Source organism: Psychrobacter aestuarii, from assembly GCF_904846035.1.
Taxonomy (GTDB): Bacteria; Pseudomonadota; Gammaproteobacteria; order Pseudomonadales; family Moraxellaceae; genus Psychrobacter; species Psychrobacter aestuarii.
In genome coordinates, this window is record NZ_CAJGYT010000001.1 from 735,686 (window position 1) to 748,161 (window position 12,476).

The 12,476-nt window shown below is 49.6% G+C and carries 12 protein-coding genes; 7 read left to right on the top strand and 5 right to left on the bottom strand.

The window, feature by feature from the left end:
- Nucleotides 1-101: 101 nt before the first annotated feature.
- Nucleotides 102-428, top strand: a complete 327-nt coding sequence (locus JMW05_RS02980; RefSeq protein WP_201503919.1) for a hypothetical protein — start codon at nt 102-104, stop codon at nt 426-428.
- A gap of 98 nt (nt 429-526) precedes the next feature.
- Here the strand turns inward: JMW05_RS02980 and JMW05_RS02985 are convergent, their stop codons facing one another.
- From JMW05_RS02985 to JMW05_RS02995, 3 genes are all read right to left on the bottom strand, one after another.
- Nucleotides 527-2,575, bottom strand: coding sequence for a TRAP transporter permease (locus JMW05_RS02985; protein WP_201503920.1), 2,049 nt, complete (start codon nt 2,573-2,575; stop codon nt 527-529).
- Nucleotides 2,547-3,005, bottom strand: a complete 459-nt coding sequence (locus tag JMW05_RS02990) for a DUF1850 domain-containing protein (RefSeq protein ID WP_227691417.1) — start codon at nt 3,003-3,005, stop codon at nt 2,547-2,549. Before JMW05_RS02990 ends, JMW05_RS02985 begins: the two co-directional genes overlap by 29 nt.
- 64 nt (nt 3,006-3,069) lie before the next feature.
- Entirely contained in the window at nt 3,070-4,080 is a 1,011-nt protein-coding gene (locus tag JMW05_RS02995; RefSeq protein ID WP_201503922.1) for a TAXI family TRAP transporter solute-binding subunit, read from the bottom strand.
- Between the two features lie 358 nt (nt 4,081-4,438).
- On the opposite strand from JMW05_RS02995, the gene JMW05_RS03000 reads away from it, so the two are divergent.
- The 6 genes from JMW05_RS03000 (at nt 4,439) to JMW05_RS03025 (ending at nt 10,143) form a co-directional block, all read left to right on the top strand.
- On the top strand, nt 4,439-5,365 hold the full coding sequence (locus JMW05_RS03000; RefSeq protein ID WP_201503923.1) for an alpha/beta fold hydrolase: 927 nt from the start codon (nt 4,439-4,441) through the stop codon (nt 5,363-5,365).
- A 161-nt stretch (nt 5,366-5,526) separates the two neighbouring features.
- On the top strand, nt 5,527-6,348 hold the full coding sequence (gene dapD / locus JMW05_RS03005; RefSeq protein ID WP_201503924.1) for a 2,3,4,5-tetrahydropyridine-2,6-dicarboxylate N-succinyltransferase: 822 nt from the start codon (nt 5,527-5,529) through the stop codon (nt 6,346-6,348).
- 296 nt (nt 6,349-6,644) lie between these two features.
- Entirely contained in the window at nt 6,645-7,367 is a 723-nt protein-coding gene (gene queE / locus JMW05_RS03010) for a 7-carboxy-7-deazaguanine synthase QueE (protein ID WP_201503925.1), read from the top strand.
- Between the two features lie 45 nt (nt 7,368-7,412).
- Nucleotides 7,413-8,501, top strand: a complete 1,089-nt coding sequence (locus JMW05_RS03015; RefSeq protein ID WP_201503926.1) for a multidrug resistance efflux transporter family protein — start codon at nt 7,413-7,415, stop codon at nt 8,499-8,501.
- Nucleotides 8,502-8,668: 167 nt separating this feature from the next.
- Nucleotides 8,669-9,304, top strand: a complete 636-nt coding sequence (locus JMW05_RS03020; RefSeq protein WP_201503927.1) for a trimeric intracellular cation channel family protein — start codon at nt 8,669-8,671, stop codon at nt 9,302-9,304.
- 23 nt (nt 9,305-9,327) lie between these two features.
- Complete coding sequence (locus tag JMW05_RS03025; RefSeq protein WP_406947445.1) at nt 9,328-10,143, top strand: trimeric intracellular cation channel family protein; 816 nt, start codon at nt 9,328-9,330, stop codon at nt 10,141-10,143.
- A 90-nt stretch (nt 10,144-10,233) separates the two neighbouring features.
- On the opposite strand, the gene recJ is transcribed toward JMW05_RS03025, so the two are convergent.
- Together recJ and JMW05_RS12090 are read right to left on the bottom strand one after the other, a co-directional pair.
- Nucleotides 10,234-11,988: a single-stranded-DNA-specific exonuclease RecJ gene (gene recJ / locus JMW05_RS03030; protein WP_201503928.1), complete on the bottom strand. Its 1,755-nt coding sequence runs from the start codon at nt 11,986-11,988 to the stop codon at nt 10,234-10,236.
- 144 nt (nt 11,989-12,132) lie between these two features.
- Nucleotides 12,133-12,474 (bottom strand): LysE family translocator, encoded by a 342-nt coding sequence (locus JMW05_RS12090; RefSeq protein WP_201503929.1) that lies wholly within the window; start codon nt 12,472-12,474, stop codon nt 12,133-12,135.
- Nucleotides 12,475-12,476: the final 2 nt, after the last annotated feature.

The window sequence follows — 12,476 nt, forward strand, 5'->3', positions numbered from 1 at the left end:
AAGTTACCGTGAGTTGAGTCAGTTACCACGGCTAAGTTATCGCAGGTAAGTTAGTTTTGCTCGGTGCGCCCAAACTGTCATAAAACGCAAAAGGATATATCGTGATGAACAAGTATTTTTTATTACTAATCAGTGCGCTGCTCATATCCTGCACCTCTATGAACGAGGACAAAGGCAAGATTACGATAAACAATACCAGCGCATCCCCTGTGTCTGATGTCCGCATCGAATACAAAAATGCTGGGCGCGTCGATGCCATCGGCGACCTACCTGCCCACAGCACATACACCTACGCCATCACGTATACCGACGCTGAGGACTCCCTTTATATCCACTATATTGACAGCCATAACCAAGCGCATGCGAAAAACGTGGTAGCGTATGCCGCCAAATACGACAAAGAGCACCATACCTTTACCATAAAATAATAAAATAACCGTAAAGAAAAAGGAGCAATCAAGATGACGGCTCCTTTTTTATTTACGGTTAATCTTGCTTAAATGCTCTAGCTAATACCCAGACCCTATCACGCCATCACAGGTGCTTTGTTGCTACGTGCATTCCAAACAGCGATGCCAAGCACAATCAACCCACCCGCAATGTCAGTCACCATCTCAGGATAAATAAGCATCAATGCGCCCGCCGCTAAAGCAATACGCGTCAATGGGTTCATCACGCCTTTAAAGAACCCTTCGAGCGCTGCACTCAGACCAATCACGCCAATAAACGAGGTAATGACCACCGTCACAATATCAATCACAGGCGGCAGTGGGAACTCTTTTGCCGTGACCGCAAGCCCTGTTGGGTCAATCATCAGCATCGTGGGGTTATAGATAAACATAAACGGCACGATAAAACCTGCCAGCGCCAGTTTTAATGACTGAAAGCCCGTTTTCATCGGGTCGCCGCCCGCAATCCCTGCCCCAGCAAAGGCGGCAAGACACACAGGCGGGGTAATATTGGCAAAAATACCAAAATAAAAGACGAACATATGCGCCGATAAAATCGGAATATCAAACCCTGCCAATGCTGGCGCAGCCATCGTCGCGGTAATGATATACGCAGGAATCGACGGCAGACCCATACCCAGCACCATAGACGCAAGCATGGTAAGTATCAGCGTGAGCAGTAGCGAGCCTGCGCCCAAGGTCACGATAGATGAGGTCATCACCGTACCAAAGCTGGTCAAGCTGACGACACCAATGATGATACCAACGACCGCACACGCCGCCATCACCGCAAGCGACTGGCGCGCACCATCTTCTAATGCGCCCAAAATATCCGAAAAGCTCATGCGGGTCTCAGGACGCAGCATACTGATGACCACGGTAAAACCAATGGTATAAGCGGCGGCATAGCCGACAGGCACATTTCTGATTAATAAGAAAATCAAAAAGACAATCGGTAGTAGCATGTGACCACGCGCTTTTAGCACCTCTTTGACCGCAGGCAAGCTCTCTTTGGCAATACCTTTTAGGTCACGACGTCCTGCGCGAAAGTGCACCTGCGCGATAACGCCCAAATAATACAAAATCGCAGGCAATAAGGCAGCCAGTGCAATCGTGCTGTACTGGACGCCTGTGGTCTCCGCCATGATAAAGGCACTCGCGCCCATAATCGGTGGCAATACCTGACCGCCCACGGACGCACTGGCCTCTACCGCCCCTGCAAAGTCTTTGTGATAGCCGACCTTTTTCATCAAAGGAATGGTAAATGCGCCCGTACTGACCACGTTCGATAACGCAGAGCCATTGATACTGCCCATAAAGCCACTGGAGATGACCGCGACTTTTGCAGGGCCGCCTTTTTTGTGACCCGCAATCGCGAGTGCCAAATCGTTAAACAGCTGCCCCATACCTGAGCGCGCCAAAAATGCGCCGAACAGAATGAATAAGAAAATAAAGGTCACCGATGCGCCAATCGCAACAGAATACAGACCTTCGGTTTTTAAAAACAACTGACCAAAAATATCGCCCATGTCATAAGGGCGCGTCAGCAGTCTGTCTGGCATAAAATCCATATGACTGATAAAGGGATACGCCAAAAATATCCCTGCCAATATCGGCAAAATCCAACCTGTGATACGGCGACTGCCTTCGAGCACACACACCACGGTAATCAGCGAAAATATCACATCGAGCGAGTTTGCCATACCGCCGCGTGAGGTCACGATGTCTTGATATTCATAAATCAAATAGCTCATGCCAGACAACGACAGCAAGAACCAAATCCAGTCATACCATGCCACTCGCTTGCGACTGCTTTTTTTGCCTGCGGGAAAGATTAAAAAAATTAAGGAAAAACCAACACCCACGTGTACCGCGCGCTGCAAGAGTGCTGGCATGGGGTTAAAGGTGATATATAAGTGAAACAGGGAATAGAGTATGCAAATACCAGCGATAAAATACTTGACTGGTCCTTGCGTGATATGACGCGTGATTGACTCTCGATCGTACTTTTCTAATACCGCTTGGTTGTGGGCTTGCGCCTCAAGTTCAGCGTCGACATTCGTCTCAGAGTCGTTGTTGGCGTGTATGGGCACATCATTATTGTGATCCGTCACTTTTGAGTTCATGACACAAGTCCTTTTTAAATCTATCAATGACACCATACGCTTTAGGCATAATCACCACTTCAGAATAGTCTGGCACCCATTGATGTATAAGAAATCGGTGGCGGCTATAATCAATCTCACCTTTGGTAAGCCTTGACACCACCCAATTAAGACGGGGCAGTTGCTCGTTAATTTGATACCCCAAATAGCCCTCTTTTTGTACAGGCGCAAGCGTTTCGGTGGACGGTGTGCCTGCACCGAACGCTTCAAAATACGTGGTGGTCAGTAGCAGACCATCGTCTTGACGTTGGTACTGCTCCTCCCACCACTGCTTTTCTACAGAATGCATCCAGCGCAGTTGAAAATTAGGGTCGGTAAAATAACAAACCTTATCGCCTGCACCATCAGCGCCTTTTACGCGGACCTCAACCACAGGTTGACGGACAGCCACACGCCATAGGGTCAAACATAACAGTGAAACAACAACTACCGCGCCAATAAGTAACCAGAGTCGCTTACTTGGCAGTTTGTTCATCATAGTATTTTTTCGCGCCAGGATGGATAGGGGCTACCATGCCATCACGGGCAGTCTCTAAGCTGATGTCGTTGGCCGCTTGGTGCGCGGTTTTTAGACCATCGAGATTGTCGAACAGTGCTTTGGTCAGTTTGTAACCATCGGCTTCAGACAAATCCGAGCTGACCAACAGCGCATTCATGATGGCAGCGGTTGGAATGGCGGTATCGTTGCCGTAGGTGCCCGCAGGAATCTCAAAGGTTTTGAAATAAGGCTTGGTGGCGATGATTTCTTTGAGCTTATTTTGGTCAATAGTCACCAGCTGCAAATCTAAGCCCTGCTCCAGCTCCATAAGTGATGAGTTGGGCAGACCACTACTAAAGAACGCGGCTTCGATTTTGCCCGCTTTCATACCGTCGGCAGCTTCTGCAAATCCCAAATAATCGACCGTGATATCATCATAAGTGATGCCAAAGCCTTCTAGCAGAGTACGCGCATTCACTTCTGTACCAGAGCCTTGGTCACCGACAGCGATGCGCTTGCCTTTTAGGTCTTCAATGTTTTTGATGCCCGATTTTTTGGTGGTCACGATTTGCACCACGTTGGGGTACAAGACCGCAATCTGCTGGATGTTATCAATGGGCTTATCGAAGTTGTTTTTGCCCTCGACCGCATCGGTGACCACGTCACTGAGCGCCATGACCATATCTACTTTGCCTTGCGTCAATAGGTTGACGTTTTCGACAGATGCGCCTGTGGTTTGTGTTTTTGAGTTGACGCCAAAGGTTTTGGCATAGACTTCGGCTAACGACGTACCAATGATGTTGTACGGACCAGACGCACCGCCTGTCGCAATCGTGAGAAACTTGGTATCAAGCTGGTTTTCGTTTGTGGCACTGCTTTCTGTGGCGGCGCTCTCCCCTTCTGAGCTGGGTGATGAACAAGCGCTCAGTCCTAAGGCAGCACTCAGCATGGCACTTAAAAGCAATGAGGATTTTGAAAAATTTGACATAATTTCTTCCTTGAAGGTATTAAAATAATCTCGGCTAGGCACCACGACCTAACAACCATCTGAACACAACGCCCAAAACTGGGACAAAGAAAAGACAGATACTCAACGATAGTCCCTTACACATCGGTAATACTATAGCAATTTTGTAGACAAATAAACGCCACCTAAAGTTACGCATCAGTCAGGAAGCTACATTTGCCTATCTTTATATAAAAGACGATATAAGTGGCGCTATAGACAGCGTGCGCAGCAATGCAGTAACAGGGCACGATACAATATGGTTTATAAAACCTGTCACCGACCCTATATAATAGGCTAACTATTTTATAAGACCCATAATTCAAGGAATGCAACAGACATGAATTATCCAGAGCAGATTACCTCATCCAACCAAAGCCATTATTTGCACCATACTTTTTTTACGCCCAACACTGAGACGCAAGCCACTTTATTGATTGTGCATGGTATGTGCGAGCACAGTGGTCGCTATGATAAATTTGCGCAGTTTTTGGCAGACCATGGCATTGCGGTGGTGACTTATGATCAGCTCGGACATGGGCAGACGGTCAAAAATGACGAAGAATTTGGCTTTTTTGACGAGGCGCATCCTGTGCAGGCGCTACTAAAAGACGTGGTCATTATGGCGGATGCGCTAAAGACCCGCTACCCTGACGTGCCGCACTTTATCATGGGGCATTCGATGGGCTCGTTTATTGTGCGTACGGTCTTAAAGCATCATGCACAAGACTTTGCAGGCGCTATCTTAATGGGTACAGCGGACTTAAATCCCGCCATCAATGTGCTGCTGCCCATCAATGCGATGCTGGCAAAAGCGGCGCCAAAAAAGGTCAATGCCACCTTTGCCGATTTGATGAGCCAGCACTTTAACCAAAAGCTGGGCTGTAGCGCGACCCCTTCTAAATTTGCGTGGCTGAGTGAAGATGAGGACAACGTCAAAAACTACGAAGACGACCCATTAACGGGCTTTCACTTTACCAACAATGGCTTTTTGACCCTATTTGCGCTTATGAAAGCGGGTCTGAATAAAAACTGGGCAATGACCATTGATAAAGACTTTTCGATGCTGCTCGTCAGCGGTGCCAATGACCCTGTGGGCGATATGGGGCATGGGGTACGCCGTGTGGCAAAACGCCTGCGTCAACAAGGCTTTACGCAGGTCGATACGCGCCTGTATCCCAACATGCGCCATGAGCCATTGAACGAGCGTCAGCATATGGATGTGTACCGCGATATCCTGCGCTGGATACTCGCCCGCAGCCGCTAATGGCGTGCGTTTGCCAAATGCGGTCAAATTAGCGACAATAGGCGGCATATCGGTCGCCATGCATGCTTTGGTATCCATGCGTTTTCAGGGTGTGTTACAATCACGCCGTATTTTTATTCTGTTTCGTTATCTACATTTTGTCATCACCATTAGGATAAATTATGTCACTACAACAAATCATCGAAGAAGCTTTTGAAAACCGCAACGACTACAGCCCAAGCACCATGCCACAAGACGTGCGCGATGCGATTAACGCGGTACTTGAGCAGCTAGACAACGGCAGCCTACGCGTTGCTGAGAAAAAAGACGGCGAATGGGTCGTCAATCAGTGGGCAAAAAAAGCGGTACTGTTGTCATTCCGCCTAAACGACAACTACGCGATGCCAGCGGGTGAGCACGTACAGTTCTATGACAAAGTACCGACCAAATTTGCCGACTGGTCAGAGGCTGACTTTAAAGCCGCGGGCGTCCGTGTTGTGCCACCTGCGGTCGCGCGTAAAGGCTCATACATTGCTGCTGGTGCGGTACTGATGCCATCATACGTGAACATCGGCGCATTCGTTGACCAAGGCGCGATGGTAGACACTTGGGCGACTGTCGGCTCATGCGCACAAATCGGTAAAAACGTCCACCTATCAGGCGGCGTAGGCATCGGCGGCGTACTAGAGCCACTACAAGCCAACCCAACCATCATCGAAGACAACTGCTTTATCGGTGCGCGCTCTGAGATTGTTGAAGGCGTTATCGTTGAAGAAGGTTCGGTCATCTCTATGGGTGTATACATCGGTCAATCAACGCGCATCTATGACCGTGAGACAGGCGAGATTCATCGCGGCCGTGTACCTGCAGGTTCCGTCGTTGTCCCAGGTAGCTTGCCTTCAGAAGACGGCACGCACAGCCTATACGCGGCAATCATCGTGAAAAAAGTGGACGCGCAAACCCGTGCCAAAACCGCAGTAAACGAACTGCTACGCTTAGACTAGGCTTTTATTAAACGCCGATGAGGCTGACGGCAGTCACGAGCCGCTGATGGCGCACGTTGCTGCCCAACAGACTAAATGCAAAAAAGACGCTGAGGTTGACTTCAGCGTCTTTTTTTACAGTCTATGTGCCTGATATACGTTATAATTTTGTACCGCAATCTTTGCGATTTTCTCTTTTAGTTTTAGCACGCTTTAAGACGTGTCTGGAACTTCCCTTTTTGTTGACTGCCCTGTATTTATGGCGCTTTGGCGGCTGTATAAATACAGGGCAGTCAACCTTTTATGATATGACTGCTATGAGTGACCACCCTTTACGTAATACCAGCATCGCTGTGACCGACCCTTCAGCAGGGCTGCGCGTGACCGAGATTTTTTATTCTTTGCAAGGTGAGGCGCTGACCTCGGGGCTACCGACCATCTTTATCCGCTTAACGGGCTGCCCGCTGCGCTGCGTGTACTGCGATACCGAATATGCCTTTGTTGGCGGTGAGCGCCAGTCGCTTGATGAGATTATGACCACGGTTGCCAGCCATCCGTGCAAGCGCATTTGCTTAACAGGTGGCGAGCCACTCGCGCAGCCCAATGCCATCGCCCTCATTAAGATGCTGCTCGCTGAGGGCTACGAGATTTCGCTTGAGACCGCAGGCGCACTGTCGGTCGCGGATGTGCCGAGCGCGGTCAGTAAAGTGATGGACATCAAAACCCCAAGCTCAGGCGAAGCGGACAAAAACCTGTGGTCAAACCTAGACTATCTAACCCCTCATGACCAATTAAAATTCGTGATCATGAATCGCGCCGATTATGAGTGGTCGGTTGAGCAATTACGCACGCACGCGCTTGATGAACGCGTGGGCACGGTGTGGTTTTCACCCATGTTTAATGTCGCAGAAGACGACAGCAGCCCTGAGGTGCCGATGCTGGCGCAAGAGCTGGCAGAGTGGATATTGACCGATGCGCTGCCCGTGCGCTTTCAATTGCAGCTGCACAAAATCATTTGGGCAGACGCTAAAGGCAAATAAAAAAGTGCGCTCATAAAAATAAAATAACAATAAGGACGTTGTTAGATGGTCAGGCTGATTTTGTTAGGGCTACTGGCAGGGGCGTTTTTTAGCTCCACCTTTGTGCTCAATGAGCTGATGAGTAGCGCGGGCGGGCATTGGTTTTGGTCAGCGAGCCTGCGCTATGTGTTTATGCTCTTATTATTGACGTTCATGATTGGTATACGTTCAGGGGCGGCACGTATTGGTGCGCTGTTTACGATTTTTTGTCAGCATTGGCGCTTTTGGTGCTTGACGGGCAGCATTGGTTTTGGGGTGTTTTACACAGGCATTTGCTACGCGGCTGACCACGTGAGCGGCTGGGTGGTGGCGGCGACCTTTATGTTTACGGTCGTCAGTAGCCTACTCGTACTGCTTGCCTTTGGGCAGCGCTTTGATAAAAAGTTTGTGTTTTATGCGCTGCTGGTGTTCATCGGCGTATTGCTGGCGAACATCAGCGAGGGGCTGCATGGTGGCGGCACAGATGGCGCAGCACTATCAGACCTGCTGCTATACGGTGCGCTGCCCGCCTTAATTGCGGCGTTTAGCTACCCGATTGGCAATCAGCTGGTGTGGCAAGCGTCCTTTAATGCGAAGAAAAACGCTGCCGAGCAAGAAAATCATATTCTTTTGGCGCAAGCGGCTTTAGATATGCATGAGACGCCCCATAGTACACAGACGCAAGCGGCAAGCCCGTCAGTAGACACACCTAACAGCATATTATCGGCATGGATTGCGCGTATCCCTGTGATTGAGACGCAGCTTTTGACCGATGCTTTTAACAAGGTCTGGCTGATGACGCTCGGCAGTTTGCCGTTTTGGTTGGTGCTGGGGCTTGTGGTGCGTCCTGAGCTGCCCGCATCCAGTCAGGTTGTGAATACCTTTTTGGTGGCGCTGCTCTCAGGGGTGGCGGCGACCAGTATTTTTTTATACGCGCGTGAGCAGGCGACGACCTCCAGCGAAGTGGCGGGCGTGGATGCCACCCAAGCCAGTGAAGTTATTTTTGCGCTGATTGGCGGCATGGTTTTGCTTGGCAGTCCCCTGCCATCGATGCTAGGTCTGTTTGGCATTGTGCTGATTATTATTGGCTTGATTTTATTTGCCAAAGACGGCTAATGCCGCGTTTGTCTTATCGCTGACTTATTTTTTTAATAAAATCAAACCTTATCAATGACTTGTCATTATATTATGACAAGCACTTATGATTCATCGCGCAAGCCGATTGCGCGATTATTTTTTTTCCCGATGTTTTTATCGATTGCGCCGCTATAAGGAGTGACCAGATGGCAGATGAGTTGGTGTCCCCTGCGACGCTGTTGTATTTTTTGGACATGATTGGTGTGATTGCGTGCGCCATCGCAGGGACACTACTTGCGCAGCACAAAGGCTTTGATATCTCAGGCTGTATTTTGGTATCGATGGTCAATGCGATTGGCGGCGGCACGCTGCGCGATATGGCTTTGGACAGACATCCTTTATTTTGGATGACCGATTTGAATTATGTGATTGTCATCACCATCACCTCGGTCGTGATACAGGTGTTTTTTCATTTGTATCACAAGATAGACAACGCGCTCAACCTGTTTGACGCCATTGGACTGGCGGCATTTAGTGTCATTGGCTTTAAAGTGGCGCTGGCACAAGACGTCTCGCCATTGATTGCGGTCATGATGGGCGTCTGGACATCCATTGTTGGTGGCTTGATGCGTGATATTATCTGTAATGAGCTCCCCTTGGTGCTCCAGCGCGAGATTTATATCACGGCCAGTGTCGCAGGTTCAGTGACCTATTTGCTGCTTGACCATTTCGGTATGGATGCCGGCGTCAACGAATTTATCATGCTGGGTGTCATCTTTGCGGTGCGTATGCTCGCACTGCGCTTTGATTGGCATCTCCCTTCCATTCGCTTAGTGAAATAAGCAATCAGATAACGTGACCGCTTATGATACAAACGTTTTTGATGCATGTGTATGCTTTTTTAAATACCTGTTCGCTGACACTGTTTGATAGACCCATCACTTTGTCTTGGTCATCGGCGACGCTGGTGGCGACTGACCATAAGGTACCTATCGATCCACTGACAGGGCTGCCCATCGTGCTGACGCCAGATATCGTCACCACCTTTGAGCCGACCTCGTTTATGTTTTGGCTCGATATGCTGGGGATTTTTGCCTGTAGCGTGTCGGGGACGATTCTTGCCAAACACAAAAACTTTGACGTGTTCGGCTGTATTTTGGTGGCGATGCTGACCGCTATCGGCGGCGGCACAGTGCGTGATGTTATTTTGAATCGCAATCCGCTGTTTTGGCTGGTGGATATGAACTATTTGCTGCTTATTACCATTTCATCCTTGGGCTTTCAGATTTTTTGTAACCCGCAAGCCAAACACGTCGATGCGCTGCTCAAGTGGTTCGATACATTGGGGCTTGCGGTCTTTACCTTAATCGGTATCAAGGTCTCGCAAAGCATGGGCGCAAACATCCCTGTGTCTTTGCTGCTTGGGGTGGTCACCATCATCGTCGGCGGTATCATCCGCGATATGATTTGTAATGAGATTCCGCTGGTATTACAGCAAGAGATTTACATCACCGCTGCGCTCATCGGTGGCGGGCTGTACTTTGCTTTAGGCGCGATTGGCATGACCGATTGGGTCAATGAAATCGTCACCATGACGACGATTTTTATCATTCGCACCTTTGCCATTTTGTACGACTGGCACTTTCCTGATATCAGCTTGATTAACAGACGCGCCAAATAACAGCGCCCAACAAATACTTTATAAAAACACAAAAAGGTCTGAATACGCATTCAGACCTTTTTTATTAAACAACACTTATTTTTACTGGGCTTAATCGGTTGCCACCACTGCCAAATCGCGCACCATCAACTGAATGCTTTGTTTGCCTTGCCATTCGTTGATGTCCAGCTCAAAGAGCACATGCACTTGGGCGGCGCGGTAGTCCCATTTGTCGGTATCATAGTTAAAATAAATCGCCTCAATCGGATACTGCACGTCGGGGTAGCGTAAAGACAATTTTAAATGCTTGTCTTTTAATATCTTGGTTTGCACCACCTCAAACACGCCATCAAAAATAGGCGGCACAAAACCATGCCCCCAAATCGCAGCGTGCTTGAGCATATCGGCAAACTGTAGGCTAAAATCCATCGCTTGCAGCTCACCATCAGTCATTACTTGCGGGGTGAATAATGCCGCGTCAAAGTCGCTCAGTACCTCAAAAAAGGCGTCTTGGAACGCGGGCAGATTCCCTGCCTTTAGGGTCAAGCCTGCTGCCATCGCGTGCCCGCCAAAGTGGCTAATCAGCTCAGGATAGCGCTCTGCCACCTGCTCGATGGCATCACGAATATGCACGCCTGCAATAGAGCGCGCCGAGCCTTTAATCATGTCCTCAGGTTCGGTCTTGTCAGTGTCCGCAGGCGCAAAGACGATGCACGGGCGGTAATAGCGCTCTTTTAGGCGCCCCGCGACAATACCAATCACCCCTTGATGCCAGTGCGGCTGATACAGCACAATACCGCGTGCGCTATCGGCTAACGTATCCTCGTCACCGAGGCGCTGGACAATCTCGTCCGCCTGCTCGCGCATCTCGCCCTCGACAGCGCGGCGCTCACGGTTTAGGCGCTCTAACTGCTGCGCCAAGCCTTCTGCCTCAGCCCAGTCGTCAGCGAGCAAGCACTCGATACCGATACGCATATTGTCCATACGCCCTGCAGCATTGATACGCGGACCGAGCACAAAGCCAAAGTCCTGCGCGCTGATGCTCGCCACATCACGTCCTGCTTGCGCAAGCAGTGCCAAGATGCCGACCGAGCAGCGCTTTTGCCGAATCGCCGCAAGACCATAATGCACCAAGATGCGATTGTTTTTATCCAAAATACCCACGTCGGCGACCGTACCGAGCGCCACCAAATCCAGATATTTACTGACCTGTACGCTCGGTTTGTCCGCCTCGCGGCGCAATTTTGCCAAGCGCCCCAGCACATAAAACGCCACGCCGACCCCAACCAAAGATTTACTGGCAAAGTCGCACGCGTGCTGGTTGGGATTGACCACTGCTTTGGCTGGCGGCACAGGCTTGGTGGTCAAATGATGGTCGGTGATAATCACCGATACGCCAGCGGCTTCGGCACGTGCCACACCTTCATGGCTCGATATGCCATTGTCCACCGTCACAATCCACTTGGGCTGATAGGTGGCAATGCCCAAATCGACAATTTCTGGCGTCAAGCCATAGCCGTATTTAAAGCGGTCAGGAACGACAAAGTCTACGTTTGCCCCCATCGCGGTAAGGGCGCGCATCATCAGCGCGGTACTGGTCGCGCCATCGCAGTCAAAGTCGCCAACGATAAGGATGCGCTCGCCTGCGTCAATCGCTTGATCTAAGAGCTGGGCAGCAGTGTCCACGCCATACAAGCCATCAGCGGGCAACAGATGGGCAATCTGCGTGTCCAGCTCATCAAGATGGATCACACCGCGTGCGGCGAACAGACGTGCTAGCGTGGGAGATTCAGCCGCTAGGGGCTGCAAATCGGCGGGCAGCGCGGCAGCGCTAGGGGTCGGGTATCGCGGGGTTAAATTTAGCATCCGCACATTTTACTGGCTTTTATGAGCGGTCACAACGCTATTTTGAAGTAAAAAGTAAAACCGCATGAATACGGTTTATTCTGTCAACTATGACATGGATGACTTAAGTAACAATAAATTTAAATTAAAAATTTGTCCTTTATATCAACTGTTTAAAATACTTTTTCCTGCGCTGATGATCAAGACGATAGACAATAGCACCAAGACAGCGCCGCCGATTTTGGTCATAACTGACAGCTTATCTTGCGCTTTCCACACATATTTACTGGCAAGCGAAAACAGCGCTGCATAGCAGCAATGAATCATAATCACCAGCAGACAAAAACTTAATGCCAACAACAAAAACTGCGGCAAATAGGCGTGCTCCGCTTCGATAAATTGCGGAAAAACCGCCATAAAAAACAAGATTGGCTTCGGGTTAGAAGAAGAGGTCAACAATCCTTGCTTAAACAGTCCCCAGCTATCATAAGCCTTGTCACAGATCACGT